Origin of the sequence: Pseudomonas sp. NC02 (assembly GCF_002874965.1) — a bacterium.
Classification (GTDB): domain Bacteria; phylum Pseudomonadota; class Gammaproteobacteria; order Pseudomonadales; family Pseudomonadaceae; genus Aquipseudomonas.
Map to the genome: position 1 here is coordinate 2,759,827 of NZ_CP025624.1, position 17,568 is coordinate 2,777,394.

At 55.2% G+C, this 17,568-nt stretch carries 14 protein-coding genes and 1 pseudogene; 5 read left to right on the top strand and 10 right to left on the bottom strand.

The window, feature by feature from the left end; genetic code table 11:
• Positions 1-265: 265 nt before the first annotated feature.
• The 4 genes from C0058_RS13045 to C0058_RS13060 all read right to left on the bottom strand — a co-directional run bounded on the left by C0058_RS13045 (position 266) and on the right by C0058_RS13060 (position 6,016).
• Positions 266-2,665, bottom strand: coding sequence for a TonB-dependent receptor (locus C0058_RS13045; RefSeq protein ID WP_256579580.1), 2,400 nt, complete (start codon positions 2,663-2,665; stop codon positions 266-268).
• Between the two features lie 91 nt (positions 2,666-2,756).
• Entirely contained in the window at positions 2,757-3,596 is an 840-nt protein-coding gene (locus C0058_RS13050) for a FecR family protein (protein WP_003210519.1), read from the bottom strand.
• Complete coding sequence (locus tag C0058_RS13055; protein ID WP_102370250.1) at positions 3,593-4,096, bottom strand: RNA polymerase sigma factor; 504 nt, start codon at positions 4,094-4,096, stop codon at positions 3,593-3,595. Before C0058_RS13055 ends, C0058_RS13050 begins: the two co-directional genes overlap by 4 nt.
• 297 nt (positions 4,097-4,393) lie before the next feature.
• The gene (locus C0058_RS13060) at positions 4,394-6,016 is read right to left on the bottom strand and encodes a PLP-dependent aminotransferase family protein (protein ID WP_102368746.1); all 1,623 of its coding nucleotides are present in this window, start codon (positions 6,014-6,016) and stop codon (positions 4,394-4,396) included.
• Between C0058_RS13060 and C0058_RS13065 the strand changes: the two genes are divergently transcribed.
• Together C0058_RS13065 and C0058_RS13070 are read left to right on the top strand one after the other, a co-directional pair.
• Positions 6,015-6,677: an FMN-binding negative transcriptional regulator gene (locus C0058_RS13065; protein ID WP_008432591.1), complete on the top strand. Its 663-nt coding sequence runs from the start codon at positions 6,015-6,017 to the stop codon at positions 6,675-6,677. The two genes, C0058_RS13060 and C0058_RS13065, sit on opposite strands and share 2 nt — an antisense overlap.
• Positions 6,662-7,426 carry a sulfite exporter TauE/SafE family protein gene (locus C0058_RS13070; protein WP_003210527.1) on the top strand — a complete coding sequence of 255 codons (765 nt, stop codon included), beginning with the start codon at positions 6,662-6,664 and terminating at the stop codon, positions 7,424-7,426. Before C0058_RS13065 ends, C0058_RS13070 begins: the two co-directional genes overlap by 16 nt.
• Positions 7,427-7,861: 435 nt before the next feature.
• Here the strand turns inward: C0058_RS13070 and C0058_RS13075 are convergent, their stop codons facing one another.
• A complete protein-coding gene (locus tag C0058_RS13075) occupies positions 7,862-9,061 on the bottom strand; it encodes an MFS transporter (RefSeq protein ID WP_102368747.1) in 1,200 nt (399 codons plus the stop codon).
• 98 nt (positions 9,062-9,159) lie between these two features.
• On the opposite strand from C0058_RS13075, the gene C0058_RS13080 reads away from it, so the two are divergent.
• Positions 9,160-10,101 (top strand): LysR family transcriptional regulator, encoded by a 942-nt coding sequence (locus C0058_RS13080; RefSeq protein ID WP_102368748.1) that lies wholly within the window; start codon positions 9,160-9,162, stop codon positions 10,099-10,101.
• 102 nt (positions 10,102-10,203) lie between these two features.
• On the opposite strand, the gene C0058_RS13085 is transcribed toward C0058_RS13080, so the two are convergent.
• Together C0058_RS13085 and C0058_RS33160 are read right to left on the bottom strand one after the other, a co-directional pair.
• On the bottom strand, positions 10,204-11,004 hold the full coding sequence (locus C0058_RS13085) for a GNAT family N-acetyltransferase (protein WP_102368749.1): 801 nt from the start codon (positions 11,002-11,004) through the stop codon (positions 10,204-10,206).
• 385 nt (positions 11,005-11,389) lie between these two features.
• Entirely contained in the window at positions 11,390-12,886 is a 1,497-nt protein-coding gene (locus C0058_RS33160) for a methyl-accepting chemotaxis protein (protein WP_102368750.1), read from the bottom strand.
• A 546-nt stretch (positions 12,887-13,432) separates the two neighbouring features.
• On the opposite strand from C0058_RS33160, the pseudogene C0058_RS33245 reads away from it, so the two are divergent.
• Together C0058_RS33245 and C0058_RS13100 are read left to right on the top strand one after the other, a co-directional pair.
• Positions 13,433-13,555: pseudogene (locus tag C0058_RS33245) on the top strand (hypothetical protein); the annotation flags it as partial.
• A gap of 292 nt (positions 13,556-13,847) precedes the next feature.
• Positions 13,848-14,726: a DUF6602 domain-containing protein gene (locus C0058_RS13100; RefSeq protein WP_102368751.1), complete on the top strand. Its 879-nt coding sequence runs from the start codon at positions 13,848-13,850 to the stop codon at positions 14,724-14,726.
• A 483-nt stretch (positions 14,727-15,209) separates the two neighbouring features.
• Here the strand turns inward: C0058_RS13100 and C0058_RS13105 are convergent, their stop codons facing one another.
• The 3 genes from C0058_RS13105 to C0058_RS13115 form a co-directional block, all read right to left on the bottom strand.
• Entirely contained in the window at positions 15,210-15,587 is a 378-nt protein-coding gene (locus tag C0058_RS13105; RefSeq protein WP_102368752.1) for an Ltp family lipoprotein, read from the bottom strand.
• A gap of 199 nt (positions 15,588-15,786) precedes the next feature.
• The gene (locus tag C0058_RS13110; RefSeq protein WP_102368753.1) at positions 15,787-16,341 is read right to left on the bottom strand and encodes a hypothetical protein; all 555 of its coding nucleotides are present in this window, start codon (positions 16,339-16,341) and stop codon (positions 15,787-15,789) included.
• Positions 16,342-16,598: 257 nt separating this feature from the next.
• Complete coding sequence (locus C0058_RS13115) at positions 16,599-16,877, bottom strand: hypothetical protein (RefSeq protein WP_102368754.1); 279 nt, start codon at positions 16,875-16,877, stop codon at positions 16,599-16,601.
• Between the last annotated feature and the right edge of the window lie 691 nt (positions 16,878-17,568).

The window sequence follows — 17,568 nt, forward strand, 5'->3', positions numbered from 1 at the left end:
ATGTGTCTTAGTCATTCTCGGCGCTTTCATAAATGTCATCGTGTGTATGATTGCTGGAGATTTTGACGCAGGAACTGCCTGATGAAATGCTTCATTCAAGGCGAATATCGCGTCAAAGCGGACAAGATCCTGAAATGTTGGTTGTTCGATAATGCGTGTTGGAAAGTCAGCTTACTGATCGTGCCATAGGCCAGTGGAGCGTAGTCGTCTACTCTCCCTGGCCACCATCGACGGGTGTTCTGGCAGTTGAATGGCGCAGGCGTCTTCAGAACTGGTACTTGAGCCCCACCATCACGTTGCGCGGATCACCGCTGTAGTAGCTGTTGTAGAGGCCGTAGCCTGTGTAGTACTCGCGATCAAAGATGTTATTGAAATTAAGCGAGGCACTCAGGTGCTTATCGATGTCATAACGTGCCAACAAACCGACCACGGCAAAACTACCCTCCTTGGCCTCCGATTCCAGTGACTCGTTGACGAAGTATGTCTTGCCCTGCCAGATAACGTTGCCGCCAACCGTCAGGTCCTTGAGCGCACCGTTGAGCTTGTAGGTGCTTGCCAGCTTGAACTGGCGCTCAGGGCGCTGGGAGTCGATACGGTTGTGCTGCTCATCACGCGGCTGGGAATAGGTGAACCCGGTCAGTACCTGCCAGCCCGGCAATACTTCGCCGGAGGCCTGCAACTCAAAGCCCTTGGTGGTATTGGTCACACCCTCGTAAGCATCACGACCGTCGTCGGTGCTGCCTACGTACTGCGCAAAGTTGTCCTGCTTGGTCTTGAACACCGCGATGCTGGTGTTCAATGCACCGCCGTAGAACTCGGACTTGAGGCCAGCCTCGTAGTTCTTGCCGGCCATGGGTTCCAAGACTTTGCCGCTGATATCGATGTTGCTTTGCGGTTCAAAAATGTCGGTATAGCTGACATAGACCGAATGCTGCTCAGTCAGGTCATAGACCACGCCAGCGTAGGGGATGACCTTGCCGGTTTTCTTGGCATCATCATGGTCAGGGTTGGCCGGGTCAGAGTTATAACCCAGCTCGCCTTCGCGCTTGTAGTTGACGACGCGGCTACCTAGGATAACGGACAGATCGTCCGTAGGTTTGAGGCGCACCGCGCCAAAAGCGCCGACTTCCTTGATGTGATAATCCTGGGAGCTCCAGGTTACGTAGGACGTAGGGCGAGGCGCATTATTGCCCCAGTTGTCAAAGTCCACGCTCAGGCGCGCAGAGGTTGCATCGGCATTTTGCGAGAAGTAATCCGAGCGGCGGTCGCTGACATTAAGCCCCAGGATCAAGTCGTGGGTGCGACCGAGCAAGGAGAACGGCCCGGTGGAATAAGCATCCACCGAATCGGTGTTGATGACATAGGTCTTGTGGCTACGGAACAACTGGGCTTGACGGGTCGTTTGGTCTGGGTAAGGGCCCCAACCGATCAGGTTGCCTTGCAGTTGCTCGGTGTCGCCTTTCCAGTGGCTGGCTTCGACACGCAGCATCCAGTCATTGTCGAAATGATGCTCGACACCGCCAAAGTACTTGGTGCTTTCACTGTCGGCATAGGCCCATCTGGCCGCCGGGTTTTTCGAGCGGGAAAAATCGGTACGCGTGCCATCGGCGTAAAACAACGGCAACTGGCCAAAGCTGGAACCGTTGGAGTTGATCTTTTGATAGTCGATACCGCCATACACCATGGTGTTGTCGCTGATGTCGGCTTCACCGATGGCGTAGAACACGTTTTTCTTCGACGAGTAGTAATCGATGAAGGAGTTGGAGTCGTCGTACGCCGCGACGACCCGACCCCGCACTGCGCCGTTTTGCGTGAGGGGCCCGGACAGGTCCATCTCAGTGCGATAGCGATCCCAGCTACCGCCACTGCCAGACACGTACCCCTGGAATTCCGTGGTAGGACGCTTGCGCACTAAGTTGACCACGCCCGCCGGGCTGCCGACGCCGCTCATCAATCCAGTGGCGCCGCGTACGACCTCCACTCGGTCATAGCTGGCCATGTCCCGCACACCCAGGCCGTTGGTGTTAGTGGTGAAATCTGAAGTAGGCACGCCGTCGTACTGGAAGCTATTCAGCGCGAAACCACGGGAATAGAAGTTGAAGCGCTCGCTGTCGTCATGCATCACCGACACACCGGGGGTCTGCCCCAATACATCAGAGATTGTGCCCAAGCTCTGATCAGTCATTTGTTGGCGAGTGATCACCGTCACTGATTGTGGTGTTTGGCGCAGGGTAAGCGGCAACTTGGTTGCCGTACTCGTCGCGCCCGTAGTGTAGGACCCGGAGTTCTCCGTCGTCACACCCAGCGCGTGCCCCTGAATCGTGGTTGCGCCTAAGTTGAGCGCGTCATCGCTGGCGGATGGGGCGATCAAATAACTGCCGTCGTCGACCTTCTGCACCTGCAGGCCGCTTTGGCCGATCAGGCTTTGCAGGGCCTGCTCCACGGTCATCTGGCTGTGCAGCGCCGGGGCTTGCCGGCCCTCGGCGATATCCGTGGCGAACAGCACATGGCTGCCGGTTTGTTGCGCCAGCGCATTGAGGGACTTATCCAGCGCTTGCGCGGGAATATCCAAGCGGTAGGTGGCGGATTGCGCATTGGCGGCCCCCGCCAGTAACAGGCTGGAAGCCAGTAATGCCAGACGTTGCACTCGCGTGTTCTTACCCATTGTGATCCCCAGTGATGAAAGTGCTCTCTATGGGCAATGGCGTATGACGCTGTAGGAATCTTGATGTCGTGTTGAAAATAATTCTTGTCTGTTAGCGAGTCTTGTTAAGAATCACGCGGCCATCGGCGGTACGTATCAGGCTCACCGGTAGAATCCGCGGCAGCATTTCGATCAGTGTCTCGACGCTTTTGCTGTCGAACTCCCCCGACAGGCGCAGTTCACCGGTGGCTGTATTGGCCACTTTAATACGCTGCTCGCGGTACTGCTGAAGGTCGCGCACGACCTCACTCAGTGGCGTACCGTCGAAGCGCAACTTACCCTGCTGCCAGGCCGTCAGCGCCTCGCGGCTTGCCGGTGCCACCGTGCCGACCCCTTCAGCGGTGGCACGCACCTGCTCGCCCGCCTTCAGCAGGCGTGGCGCGGTGTGGTCATTGTTGACCTCGACACTGCCCTCGATCACACCCACATCCACCCCACGCTCATCGCTGCGTAGATTGAATATTGTGCCTATGTCCCGCACTCGTACGCCCTGGCTACGCACAATAAACGGCGAATCGCCATGTACCACGGTGAACATCGCTTCGCCGTTCAGCAATTCCAATTGACGGCTGCGCAGGCGTTTTTCGATACGCAGATGAGCGCCGGAATTGAGCATCGCCAAGCTACCATCCTGCAAACGAACTTCCTGACGTTGGCCGATGGCGACCTGCACATCCTCCGTCTGCCAGGCCGGATCCAACTGCCACAAGCCACCTGCCAGCGCCAGGACCAACAATCCGGCACCCAGGGATTTCTGTTTGCTGCGGCGGCTTTTGGTGAAGGCTTTACCTTCGGCCAGCAAGGTTTCCTTGGACGGCACGCGCTCACGCAAAGCGTCCGCGAACGGCTGCAGCAGATCGTTTTTGGGGTCACGGGAAGGCGAGGAATTCATGGGTTTTTCCGAAGGGCTCGGCGCGCCGGCTCCCAATGCTGACCGATGGTCTTCATGGCCCGCCCGAAATGCTGGGTCACCATGTTCACCGAAATTCCCAGCTCCTCTGCGATCTCCCGTTGCGACATGTCATGGATGCGATGCAGCAGGAATACCTGCCGCTGACGCACGGGCAACGCCTGGATGATGTCTAGCAACGCCGCCAGCTGCTGCTCGAAATCCAGCGCCTGGGCGCCGTCCCAATCGTCGACGCTCAGGTGCTCGGGCACATGGCCATTTAAATGAGCCTGCCGCGTACGCTCGGCGCGAATACGGTCGATGGCGCGGTTGAACGCCGTTTTACGCAGGAACGCCAAAGGCGTGGCGATGGGGTCGCGGGGTGGTTTCTCCAGCATCTGCACGCACACTTCATGCATCAAGTCGCGTGCGAAGTCTCGGCCGTGGAAGCGACGCTTGATGTAGTCAACTAGGTCGTCGTAATGGAGAGCCAGGGCGGCCATCAGGGGGTGATGTGTGGGCATTCCGAGAACTGGCGTTTATGAGAATAGATCTCATCATAAAGGGTTGAGGGGGAGATAGCGAGGGGGAGTTCAAGGCTACTGCTGACGTGCCGATAAATTTCAGATTTAACGTAGAAGCGCACACTTCAATTTTGGCGAAGCGTTTTTACACACTCTGGGCCATTAGCGGTCGATCACGCCCAGCAGCTATTGGCCGATTTCTGCCTTTCGTGACAAGCAGCAATCGGCCAATAGCGGTGCCTCCGTCCAGAACCAGTTTCCACCCTTAGCAGTCACTCAAGCCGACCACTTTTTCTTATTCGCCTTATCTCTACCTTGTAAATTTGCTCGAGTCCGAAGCTCTTTAACCTCCCGAATCACCGTGCCAAGAATGCCGATCCCTTCATGAATCTGCTGCGTTGTCAGGCCGGCATAGCCCAAAATGAGTCCTGCCGATCGCTCGTATTCTACCGACGCTGGTTCGGCAAACAGCGGCGAAAGCGGATATACGCCAACCCCGCGTTCGAGCGCTATCGCCTGCAACGTCGGCTCATCCTGAGCGCGAAGCGCGGGTAGCGTTAATACGCCGTGTAAGCCCGCCGCCATGCCGGCCAGTTGCCCATATTCCGCCAGATGCTGTTCAAAAGCCTCCAGTAATGCCCTTCGCCGCAGTTCATTTTCCCGCCGCAGGCGGCGAACGTGACGCTCATAGGTTCCACTTTCGATCAATGAGGCGAGCACGTTTTGCTCCCAGCGCGGTGAGTGTCGATCGGTCAGCCGTTTGGCTTCACGGAAAACGTGAACCAACTCGCGTGGAAGAACCAGATAACCCAACCTGAGTTGCGGTGAGAGTGCCTTGGAGAACGTTCCGACATAAATGACGCGAGCATCTGCGTCCATGGATTGCAGTGCGTCGATGGGCCGCTGGCCATAGCGAAACTCGCCGCCGTAATCGTCCTCAATGATCCACGCGCGATGTCGCCTCGCCCAACTCAGCAGTTCGAGGCGACGTGCGACAGGAAGCACCGCCCCCATGGGAAACTGGTGAGACGGAGTGACAAAGGCCAGGCGCACGCGATCACCTTCCGGCAGAGCACTGGTATCCAGTCCAGAGGCATCGACGGGTATGGGCAACGCCGTCGCGCCCGTGGCCTCAAAGCAATATCTGGCCATGCGGTAGCCAGGCTCTTCGAAGACGAATGCATCTTGCGGGTTCAGCAAAAGCCGGGCGCACAGGTCAAGTCCTTGCTGCGAGCCATGCACTACGAGTATTTGATCCGCATCGCACGCCAGACCGCGTGCGCGTCGCAGATAACCTTGCAGCGCATTGCGCAAGCGCTCTTCCCCTTCGGGGTGGCCGTAAGCGAGGCTCGGTTGACGCTTGACTAGTTCGGAACGGTAGGCGCGCTGCCAACCCAGCGCCGGAAAATCCCTGGTAGCGACTGAGCCGTACCTGAAATCGATGCGGGCTTGGGGTGACGCCATGTTGTACGGCTTCATGATGGCCACTCGTTGCCCGTAAAGGGAAAGCACTGGCGGCAGTTCCTTTTGCTGCGCCGAGTCCCCTTGGGCATGCCCGGATTGAGTGCTGATTATGCTCGCTACCGTGGCGGCCTTGCCCACTGATGTCAGGACAAAGCCTTCGGCCGCCAGTTGCTCGTAAGCCGCCGTTACAGTGGTTCGCGACACGCCGAGTTCGGCCGCGATTGCCCGCGTCGACATGAGCCTCGTGCCGGCGGCAAGCGTGCCGTCTTCTATCTGCGCGCGCAGCCTGGCATAGATCCGACGTTGCGCGCCGCGGGAAAATGCATCCGGATTGGCTGAAAACTGGCCCATGGAAAAACCTCGAAACTGGCACTTTCGATGATGCAGATCGTGGTCGACATTATGGACTCCCAACAATCCGTAGTGAAATCCCATGTACATTCCCGAACACTTCGCAGAGCACCGCCCGGAACAGTTGCACCGAATTATCCGCGACAATCCGCTGGGCATCCTCGTTACTGAGGGTGAATCCGGCATGGATGCGGACCACATTCCCTTTGAACTCGATACCGGCCACGGAACATACGGGTTGCTGACCGCTCATGTGGCCCGCGCCAATCCTGTGTGGCAACGTTGCGCCGGCGGCACGCCTGTCATGGTGATCTTCAGGGGGGCAGAAGGCTACATTTCGCCCAACTGGTATGCGTCCAAACACGAAACGCATCGCCAGGTTCCCACATGGAACTACGAGGTGGTGCATGTGCATGGCGTCATGCGCGTGATGTCGGAAGAAAAGCTCCTGCGCCGCACCCTGGCCCAGCTGACTCGCCACCAGGAGTCCAAGGAGATCAAGCCCTGGAAGATGGGCGATGCGCCGCGTGAATATCTGGACGAGATGGTGTCGAGAGTTGTCGGTATCGAGATCGAAATGCAGTGCGTTGAATGCAAGCGCAAGCTCAATCAAAACAAGTCGCACGCTGATCGCTTGTCTGCGATCGCGCACTTGCGCGAGCGCGGGCACGTTGAGCTTTCTTCGATAATGCTGGCCAACCTTGAGCAGCCGGATCAGGGGGCAGCACCGTGGACCTTGAGTTGACCACCACCACGATTCTGGTGACCTTCGCCGGAGTTTTTTTGATCTGCTTTATGAAAGGTGCCTTCGGTGGAGGCTTCTCCATTGTCGGCATTCCGCTGCTGTCGCTGGTGATGGATCCGCTCACAGCCGGCGGACTGCTAGCGCCGTTGTTTATCGCGATGGACCTGTTCGGCCTGCGTTACTGGAAGCCATCCACTTGGTCTAAACCCGACTTGGTGCTGTTGTTACCAGGTCTGATTGTCGGCATCGGTGTCGGCTATCTACTCTTTCGCGTCATGGATCACCGCGCAGTCGCGTTAGTGATGGCGGCGGTTACCCTGATTTTTGTCGGCCTCTGGTTCAAAACCGGTGGGGAAATCAGGGTCAGCCAGCGCTCATCGCTCAAGGCGGTGTCCGCAGGCGTCACCTCTGGGATCACGACTATGGTCGCGCATTCTGGTGGGCCACCATTAGCGATGTACCTGTTGCCGCTCGGTCTAAGCAAGAAAACCTATGCCGGCACCACCAGCATGTTCTTTACCGTAGGCAATCTGCTCAAGGCAGTGCCTTGGCTGCTGTTAGCCAGGCCCACCGGTAACGTGCTAAGCCTGATGGTCATCTGCCTGTTAGCAGTTCCAAGTGGTGTCTGGCTGGGCTGGCGACTGCACACCAAGCTGGATCAACGCCAGATGTACCTTGCCTGCTACTGCCTGCTCGTAGTCACGGCGGTAAAACTTCTGTGGGACGGCATAAGTGGCTATATCGTCTGAAAATGCCTCACCACTATGAGGCCCAACGTTACGGCCATTATCCGACTGGCTGCCAACGGAATGTTAGCAGTCAGAGGCCGTTCAAATGGCCTGTGACACTAGGATGCTCTGCTCGGCTAGGCGTGCTTCATCGAGCTAAAATTAGCGCTTGAGGACTTCGTCAGGGTAGTAACCGAGCATCTGAACTGGACGCAGATACTCAGACGGCGCTCCGAGCAATTTAATCGAGCTGCTTAGAGTGACGAAGTTGAGATTGAGCGGCGGCGTAATATCACCGGCATTGCGTGCCGTCGCTTGAGCCTCATCGAGTGCCTCGGAGATGCTGTTGATTGCAGCTCCGGAACACTCCGAGGAAGGCATCACACAGCATTTGTGTGAACTGGCTTGCCTGCATTTTGGCTGAGCCGAATTCGGACTAAGCGGCAGTAAAACCGATCAGGGCTTGGACAAGCTCCTGAACCCAGCTTGGCCACCCACCTTAACAACCAACCAGGCCAGCAGCACCAATCCCAAGGTTGCCCAGGGGATCGATCCCACGCCTGTCGTCTCAAGCAGTACACCGCCCACTACGGCACTGCCCGCAAACGCGAGGTTCAGCACGGTCACCAGCATCGACTGAGCCACATCGGCACCGTCGGCAGCAGCATTCGCCAAAGCTGTCTGTAGCAGGGCCGGTGCACCGCTGTAACTCAGGCCCCAGGCAGCCATCGCCACATAAACCGCTATGGCAGGCAAGCCACCCAACGCCAATGCAAGCGATACCAGCGCAAACCCGGCCAGGCTCAACAGCACCAACCGCCGCAGCCAGCGGTCAATCAATAGCCCAGTGAGCCAGATACCCACGAGAGCCGCAATGCCGAACGCAAGCAATGCCTGCTCGACCTGTCCATCCAACCCGACCGATGCCAGGAATGCCGCAATATAGGTGTAGAGCATGTAATGAGCCATGATCCACAGCATAACTACCGTCAGCACCGGTCGCACGCCTGGCCTGCAAAAAACGTGACCCAGGGACAAGCGCTGGCCAGCCCGTTGCCCGGCAAAGTCAGGGACATTCAGCCGAATCCAAACCATCAGCGCCAGGCTCAACGCCGCTAGCAGCCCGAACACATTGCGCCAACCGATCTGTTCACCCAGCCAGACACTCAGTGGTACGCCCAGCGCCAAGGCGACGGGGATACCCAGCATAGCCACTGCCATCGCGCGGCCTTGCAAGGGCGCGGCGACCATGCGTCGCGCATAACCGGCCAACAGGCTCCACGCCACACCAGTGGCGACCCCGACGATCAGGCGCGCGACCAGGGTGAGGGCAAAATACGGCGACAAGGCAGTTACCGCGTTGCACAAACAGAACACCCCCACTGTCAGTAATAACACAAGGCGCCGTGGCCAACCTTGCAAGGCCAAGGTCAAGGGAACGGCCGCCAGCCCGGAACCGAGGGCACACGCGGTGACCCATTGCCCCGCCCATGCCTGGGAAACCTCAAACGTGTCGGAGATGTGTGGCAACAGGCCGGCGGGTACGCTCTCGTTGGCAGTGGCGATAAAACTCGCGGTGGTCAGGGCCAGTAAGCCAGTGATAGGTAGTTCTGAGGACGGCGGGGGGGTGGGTTGAATCGATTCTTCGCGGTTCATGAGCTTGCTCGAAAAACAGGTGAGGCCTGATTGTGATGAAGTGTCTGTGATTTGATAATTGGTCTAGAATTTGATGCTTAATCAAATCTGGATTGAAGATGGCCACTGATCGATTGGGGGACATGCGCTTGTTCGTTGAGGCTGCCGACCTCGGCAGTCTTTCAGCCGCTGGACGCAAGTTGGGGTTGTCGCCGGCGGCGGCCAGCGCACGGTTACTCAAGTTGGAGGCGGCGCTGCATACCCGCTTGTTTGATCGCACAACCCGCCAACTGCGCCTGACTGATGAAGGCCGGTTCTATCTGCAGCAATGCTGGGTCGCCTTGCGCGCCATTGATGAGGCGGAGGCGGGGTTGCAGGCGAGTCAGCAGGAAGTACGCGGTAAAGTCCGTCTGTCTGCCTCTACTGACTTTGGCCGTCACCTGCTTAATGATTGGCTCGAGACCTTTTGCGCGCAGCATCCGCAGTTGAAGGTGGCGCTGACCTTGTCGGACGCTATGTCTAACCTGGTACAGGACGATGTCGACCTGGCCATTCGTTTCGGCCCACTGCGTGATAGCTCGTTGATCGCCCGGCAACTGGCACCCAACTGGCGGGTGCTTTGTGCCTCGCCGGACTACCTGGCGAGCCACGGCGAGCCGCAGACGCCGGCCGAGCTCACCGGGCATAAATTTATTCTGCTGGTGACTCCGGCGGGTCCTTTAAACACCTTTCATTTCAGGGTGGACGGCCAGACATGGAACCACAGTGTGCCATTGGAAAACGCCTGGGAAACCAACGATGGCGCCGTGGCACGTACTTGGGCATTGGCCGGTCATGGCATTGCACGCAAGACCATTTGGGACGCAGCAGCGGATATCCGTGCCGGGCGGTTGAAGGTGCTGCTGCCTGACTATTGCGTAGCAGAAGCTGGGGTGTTTGCGGTGCTGCATGGCAATCGGTACCGAATTGCCAGAGTGCGGGTCCTGTTGGACTTTCTGGTGGAGCGTTTCAAATGTGCCACCGAGGAACTTCTGCGCGACGTCGATGTGCCGAGGTTTTAAATGAATATGAACAGCTCTGGCTGACTTACCATTTTCGCCATAGGCGCAGCAGCTTTTAACATCTACCGTTCGCACAAGCGGAAGGTAGATTACGAATCTGTTTCAACCATCTGCCAAGCGGTACAGCGCCTGAGCATGAGACGCCGCCAGCCCAATGCGCTGCAAATTACGGCGACTCTGTGAACTTGGAAGCGCAGTTGCAGCAATCACCAGGCTGCCGTGCTTCTTTGCTTGCTCTATCCGGTGAGATATCAGCGCTCCATGATAGCCCAAGCCTCGTGCATTTTTTCGAGTGGCAGCCGTGCCCAGGTAGGCAACGCCATTGGTGGCCAGGTACATCAACGCGCCTGCAACGACTTGCCCATCAGCTTTAAGGACGTAGATTTTCAGGCGTTCATTCGACATCAGTCCTGCAAAACAAGCCTGGCTCAACTGACGATGCTCTGGCTTGGTATGAAAGCCACTCGCATGAACTGCCGCGAACTCCGGGAGAGAGTCTGAAGTGGCCTCTTCGATGTTGAATAATTGGGGGGTCAACACCGCATCCTCGATGGGGCACGCAAGCTGCAGATGCGTCCACCCCCTCAAACGCTCGAATCGCTCCTCACCCACAAAAGCGAATTGCTCCAACGTCGAGGCTTTCCCGATAAGGGGCGTTACTGTTGAATACTCCGCTGACTCCTTGAGCAAGCTCAGCAGTGAAAGGGGGTTGCCGGTGCTGTCACCGTAGATACGATTGAACATCAGGCTAGGTGTTGCCTTCACCTGAAAGCACGGAAAGGCCCCATTGAAAAACACACGAGCACCAAAAGGATTTCCACTAACCCGCGACAAGCTCTCAACGCGGGAACACAAGTACTCGCTTTCTGCGGCTTCGATGGCATGCGCCCATTCAACATCCATGTGCATCGTCTCTTTGCAAGATTTCCAGGGAAGGTAGCGGTAAATCAACCCCTACGCACCTGGGAGGGCAGTGAAATAGATTGTCGGGCCAATGGGAGAAGTTTGGGCATCTGCCACAGAAGAGACATCGCTTGGCTTGTCGATAATCGACCCGGCTGCGTACATGCTCAAAGCCAATCCGATGTGCGATGACTTGATGGAAGAGGCAAGCCGCTATGCGTTATCCGGCCCACGCTCAAAATGAACACGCCACGTCCAAATAAAGGAGCAGAAAGGGCCCGATTCATTTGATTGAAACCCGATCTGCCCGTAGCGACGCTCACGCCTGGACTATCCATCCGCGTCAGAAGCAGCGCTTGAATCGAGCACCGGCCAATGCTCCCACTCACTGATGAAACCGGCGCCCCAACGCATCCAACCGCACCGCAATCGGCGGTAACCGCTCACTGCTCCTGGCCAGCGTCTCCACATCCTGCGCCGTATTCTGAGCGATGCTCTGCACCGACTGCAGCCGCCCGACAATCTCCACATTCGCCGTGGATTGCTCACGGGTGGTCGACACAATCCGCCCATTCAACTGGTCGATCTGCGAAATATCATTGCCCACCGCCCGCAGCATCTCCACCGCCAACTGACTGTCCTCCACGCAGCGCTCTACGCCTTGGCGACTGTCGTGCATGGCCTCTACCGCTTGCCGGCTGCCGTGTTGCAACCCTTCAATAATCGTCTTGATCTCCTGGGTCGACACCGCCGTGCGTTGCGCCAGGCTGCGTACCTCATCGGCGACCACGGCAAACCCGCGCCCTTGCTCACCCGCGCGGGCGGCTTCGATGGCGGCGTTGAGGGCCAGCAGGTTGGTCTGGTTGGCGATGCTGTTGATCACCTCCAGCACCGAGCCGATCTGTTCGGCTTGCACGGCCAGCCCTTCGACCGTCTCGTTAGTGTCGTGGAGGCGGGTGGCGAGTTGAGTGATTTCCAGCTGGGCGCGGCCGACGCTTTCCTGGCCACGGATGATCTGCTGGCTGGCTTGCCCCGCGTGCTCGACGGCATGCTCCACGTGCACGGCGATATGGCCCATGGCATCTTCCATGCGCTGCATGGAACCGGTCATCTGGGCGATTTCCGCCAGTTGGTGGCGCGCGCCTTTTTCCAGGGTGCCGCTGGCGTGAGCCAGCTCCTGACCGAGTTGGCCGAGGCCGTGGGAGTCACGGGCGACGCCGTCGATCAGGCCGGTGATCTGGGTCAGAAAGTGATCGAAACGGGTGGCAAGGGAGACATGCACTTTTTCCGGACTGCCCTTGACGGCCTCACCGCTGAACTGCGTGGTGACGGCGAGCATTTTTTCGAGCATTTCCTGGCTTTCTACCGCTTCGGTCTGGCTGTGCACCGCGAGGTAGAGCAGGGCGACCGTCTCCATCACCACGTAGAACGCGTGGATGAAAATCATGCTCCAGCCGCCGTGATGCTCCATCACAAACACCGGGAAACCCTGATGCTGCAACGCATGAAACACCACGTGATGCACCGCGATGGTGACGGCGGCCACCAGGATAGGCAGCCAGTCGCGGTAGAACGTCAGCACCGCCAGCAGAGCGAAGATACCGAAATGCGATTCGATGACACCCTGGGCCTGGTTGATGTGCAACGCCGCCATCACCATCAGCCCAACGCCAAGGGCGCAACGCATCAGGCGGGTGCCGCCGATGACGCGATAGGCCAGGGTCAGCACCACGCTGGTGCCGCCGCCTATGAAAAGCGCTTGAAGCAGCGTGTCGTGCCAGAACGCCAGGCCGAGGGAGAAGAGGGTCATCAGCCAGATCAGGGCGAGCATGATGCGGTCGGCTTTGCGGTAGTGCTCGATGAAACGGGCTTGGGCAGGCATTCACTCGTACTCCATGTGGACGGGCCGGGGTGAGGCAAGCATGCGACGTGCCATACGGGCATGCGGGGAGCGAATCGGGTGTGGGGGAGCGGGGGTTGATTGATGGTAGGAGGTTATCGGCGTTTTTGGGTGGGGCTTTAGGGGGGATAAGCCAGAAGCTGCTTGTTACGAGGGGCTGCAATCGGCCAAAAGCGGCCACTTGCGAAGTGGCTCAAGCAGGCTCTCTTTGAGCCTTGAGGGTACTCAGGAGCTAGGCTCGAATCATCAAGCCTCTAGAGTGATGCAGTGCTATTACAGACAGGTATCGATTTGGGTAACGCGTCGTAACGTTGACCTGATCTCAAAATTGCGTCTACTTCACATATCAAGCGCTCACCGCAAGCAAACGAGGATTCTTCCAGGTGCTAAAAATGCCAGCGCACCGTTAAAAACTTATACATTATTTTTATGCTGTACAATAATTTCAACGCACCTTTCAACCCTGGTAAGTACCGATTTGAGAATATTTCTTCCTATTGGTGATATACGACCTTGAGATTTTGCTTGATGAGCTCACATCGCCGGCTATGCTTTGTCTTGGGTGACCAATTGTCGTTCGATCTCGCCTCTTTGCAGGGACTAAATAAAGCGAATGATACGGTACTGCTCGTGGAAGTAATGGAAGAGGCTAGAGATACGCAAACCCTAAGCATCAGAACGCCGAATTTCCCGATAATATTTAGGCATCAAGAATTAATCTCATTGCTGAGTGGCTAGATAAGACTACGCAGATCCGGTTCGGTTTTCCAAAGCTGGAAGCCAATAAAGTGACGAAAACAGGCCGAAAATCTGTCGAGCCTTTTTGATTCGTTCAATTAGATCGTTACTACATAGTGAACGATCAAGCTAGAGGATGTACCACTTTAGCTGGCAGGCGAAAATCAGTTATATTGTTGACTAGTATCATATAGAAGAGCAAAAAATGGACGGAAAGAGAATTCAGGATTACTGGTCTAGCGAGGTTGATGCGCTCGTCAGGACGTATCAACAATTTGAAACGCTTATCCCAGCGCCACAGGGAGCAGGTGCAGCGCATCGAGGCGAGGATGGAAGGTTTGTTGAAGACCTTCTACGCGAATACCTCACTCGCCATCTGCCAAATGGGTTGGAAGTACTCACGGGGTTCATCCTGCGACCTGCTGTAAAAACGGGGGAAAGTGGAAAAGAGCGGAAGGCTGAAATGGATTCACACTCAAAGCAACTTGATATTATTATTTTTGATTCAGGTAACTACCCGGTATTTCAACGTTTTGGAAATAGTGTAATTGTTCCGCCCGAAGGCGTGGTGGGAGTAATTTCCGTGAAGAAGCACTTAAACGACGGTGATGTAAAGAAAGAGTGCGCGGCTTTGTTCGAAGCCGCGACGCTTTGTGAAACTTTAGCTTCCAATGATAGAAATGATAAAGTGCGCGGTCCCTATCTTGCGATAGTCTCAGTAAGATCTAATATCGAAAAGATAAAAACAGACGTTTTAGATTGGGTATTCACTAGTACGCAGGAAGCTTACGCGGGTCAGTCTGGCGTCACCTTTGATAAGTTAGTCGGATTTATCGGAGCACTTGATGAATGGAGCATTTTCAAACGGCGCCCAGCTAAGACACTGATTGAGGCAGAGTATGTTGGATTTAAGCATCAGCATGGAGAGTCCCATCTCGGGCTACAATTTCTTTTAACTGGAATACTCAGCGTCTTTTATGACGAAACGCGCCGAAATATGAGAAGGCCAGGCTATACCGCTTTTCCATCCGGACGCGCGCACGACAAGAAATTGGGAGCAGTCCCTTGCAAGCTTTTACGTTAAGGATTGCCATTAATCATTCAGTAAGTTTTCTCAATCCAATGTTCAGTAGCTAATCTTAAAACTCACAGGAATAAAATACGCTAACATTACATAAGCAGGTTCTATCTCGATAACTGGACCCTAGTGGGTTTCGATGATAAAACCAATATCACGGGCAATTAAAAAACTTTAGACATTCTTCTAGAAATAGCGAAGATCTATCACCAACCGCCGCGCAAGAGAGGTCTTCAGTTCCTTATCGTTTTAGATCCTCCACACGCGCAGCAAAGGAACGATCTGCGTCAATTAAGCGTAGGGCTCAAAACTAATTTGGAATGGCTGTGCGGAGCGCTTGATGCAACACTTCCAGTTTAAGCGTGGGAAAGATTCATGCCTGCACGGACTGCTTTCGGCCAAAAGCGGACAGTTATGCTGGGTTAGCTACCCTTCCTTGTAGCTTGATGGCGTCTACGAAACTAGGGGCGATTTAAAGCACGCCGTTTTTCAGCAACCATCTGCATGTTTTGCGCCGTAGGTTGCTTGGTCCACAGTGTATTTTTCTCCAGCACTCGAGGAAAGTTGCTTAATGAGGCCTTTGCACGAGAAGCCCATCATATTGAGATACTGCTTCGCAGACCTCACCGCCTGCTGGTTCCAGTCAATGTTCATGCTATCCACTGCTATCGTAGCGTCAGAAACGTCGAAACCCTCTCCAGCATCAGATGAAAGCTGATGAATAAGCCCATTGCGTGAGAAGCCCGTCATGCTGAGATACTGCTTCGCTGATTTGACTGCATTATTTTGAGGCCCAGTCAAATCTCCAGCCCATGAGGGGGCAGCAGCAAAAAAAGTGACAGCCAATATTACTTTCAAAAAATTCATCGGAATATCTCCAGAACCCGTGCAACGCCTCTAACGGCCTTAAAATTCTTGTCTTACGGCTCAACTTTACATGACACGTCCCTTTGAGGAGACTGAGCGAATTTCCTCGGCTTTCACCTAGTCAATCAGTGCCTGCAGCTGCGGCGATAGGCCAAGAATCACGTTTATTGCGAGAGTCATTTTTTCCTTGATTACTGAGCTACCGGACGACGTTTAACTCAACAGATTCGTAGCTAACTAGACAAGCCGCCTTCTTGTCGACGCCACTTACTTTTAAGTCATAGGTTAGACGTACTGAGCCGTTTGGAGCTTCAATTGTAGCGCCGGGCAGTTTTTCAGCCAATTGGCCTGCGCAAAGAGGTTCAGCATACGCACGGGAAACCGGCTCACTCGTAGCCGGCGTGCCCATCTCGATCTGTGTCCGAGTGTAGAAGGTGTTGTAAAGCTGGCCGCTTCTCACTTCTTTGCACTGTACATAAAACTTCGGGTCCGCTGGGTCAGAGTCGGTATCGGGCATTGCATACTCAACTGAGGAGCACTTCTCCTGCCTGCGGTGCATTTCAACCAGCGGAGCGAGCAGCGGTTGCCACTTAGCAAACTTGTCCAGTTTCTTACAACCTTCCCCGCAGCCGCCGATCTTTTCGGGAATGGCACCAGGTGTGATCGGAGCAAGGTGAAGTACAACTGCTGGCTTGGATTCCTGACCACAGCCGGCCAAGAGCACGGGGACGCTTAAAACGATGAGATATTTCAATGCGGAGTTTCCTTTTTCCGTCAATTAGTATTTTCGAGGCTTCGCTTTGCTGAGTTGACGCAATCGCCGTATCCGCTAGCGTCCTCGCTGTCATCGTAAACTTCATCGCAGATCTGCTTCGCTTGCTGCGTCGAGGATGCTGTATGTGCCGGTGGATTGCAGTCTGAAGTATTCGCCGCAATTATCGCGGCAATAATCAAACCTAAAGCTATCAGCGTATGATGGGGCTCCATGCTTCGGTTTCCTCGAACAGTTTGTCAGTCGTTGTCCTTGCCTACCGTCACTCCATCCACTGTCAGGGTCAGGAAAACAGGCCAAGTCGAGCCGTTCTTGATATCCCACACATAAAAGTGCTTGCCAGGAGTGCCCATGATCTGTGAGTTGTCCTCGACCCGGCGTCTCGCCTTCTCATCCAGCGCGATTACCTGGACGGCGTAACACGGATGGCCGGTATCTAAGTCATACGGACCAGCCTGTCGCCGAAATCGAGAGCCGGGGGGCAGAGTGATTTTGTGCTCGTTTTCGTCACTGCTCATGATCTTTTGCTCGAACTCGTTGCTGCAATGATAAAGCGTTCATCAGTCCTCGGCCATGGACGCCTCAAGCTAGGCCCAAGCAAGCTTCTTGACGGACAATATTAAAACACCTGAAGGGCAGCAATCGGCTAAAAATGGAGAGTGATAGAAAAATAAATCAGTCCACTTTTCGGTACATCAACTACAAAGGCCTTTGCAGTCATGGGTGGTTTCAGCACATTCTTAGATGTATCCATGGATGTTTCTCATATGCATCTTCATATTCTGCTCCTTTATACTTTTGTTGCATTTAGGGCAGATAGTCATGTTATTTTTTACGAGGTTCTTCCTTTTTCTATTGACCCACTTGTCCGTGCCAAATATATATGAGGGGGCTTCTGCTGGCCATATGCGACCGGAAGCAGGCTCATATACACATAGCTTGCCCAAGAGGAAGCCTGCATTGTTTTTTACTTTTAAATTTATATTGTCCAACTTGCCTGTTTCAATTGTTAGCCTGGTATACGCTTTCAGATTGTCAACATGGGAAGCCTTAACAACACCTATTATTTCATTTTGGGTAGGATGATAGTGGTTTTCACTTGCTGATAGCAAAGTGCTTTTTATGTTGGAGTCAGGTTCGAAGCATGCGTGCTTAAACCATGGTGGGCCTAATGGTGGGTCGATCCAAACTGAACCGCCATTATGTCGA

What these genes read in the sequence shown, in the direction of transcription:
- C0058_RS13105 (WP_102368752.1), bottom strand. Translation starts at nt 15,587, where the DNA reads ATGAATTTTTTGAAAGTAATATTGGCTGTCACTTTTTTTGCTGCTGCC.
- C0058_RS13065 (WP_008432591.1), top strand. Translation starts at nt 6,015, where the DNA reads ATGTACATTCCCGAACACTTCGCAGAGCACCGCCCGGAACAGTTGCAC.
- C0058_RS13075 (WP_102368747.1), bottom strand. Translation starts at nt 9,061, where the DNA reads ATGAACCGCGAAGAATCGATTCAACCCACCCCCCCGCCGTCCTCAGAA.
- C0058_RS13100 (WP_102368751.1), top strand. Translation starts at nt 13,848, where the DNA reads ATGGACGGAAAGAGAATTCAGGATTACTGGTCTAGCGAGGTTGATGCG.
- C0058_RS13055 (WP_102370250.1), bottom strand. Translation starts at nt 4,096, where the DNA reads ATGGCCGCCCTGGCTCTCCATTACGACGACCTAGTTGACTACATCAAG.
- C0058_RS13045 (WP_256579580.1), bottom strand. Translation starts at nt 2,665, where the DNA reads ATGGGTAAGAACACGCGAGTGCAACGTCTGGCATTACTGGCTTCCAGC.
- C0058_RS13060 (WP_102368746.1), bottom strand. Translation starts at nt 6,016, where the DNA reads ATGGGATTTCACTACGGATTGTTGGGAGTCCATAATGTCGACCACGAT.
- C0058_RS33160 (WP_102368750.1), bottom strand. Translation starts at nt 12,886, where the DNA reads ATGCCTGCCCAAGCCCGTTTCATCGAGCACTACCGCAAAGCCGACCGC.
- C0058_RS13085 (WP_102368749.1), bottom strand. Translation starts at nt 11,004, where the DNA reads ATGGATGTTGAATGGGCGCATGCCATCGAAGCCGCAGAAAGCGAGTAC.
- C0058_RS13050 (WP_003210519.1), bottom strand. Translation starts at nt 3,596, where the DNA reads ATGAATTCCTCGCCTTCCCGTGACCCCAAAAACGATCTGCTGCAGCCG.
- C0058_RS13080 (WP_102368748.1), top strand. Translation starts at nt 9,160, where the DNA reads ATGGCCACTGATCGATTGGGGGACATGCGCTTGTTCGTTGAGGCTGCC.
- C0058_RS13115 (WP_102368754.1), bottom strand. Translation starts at nt 16,877, where the DNA reads ATGAGCAGTGACGAAAACGAGCACAAAATCACTCTGCCCCCCGGCTCT.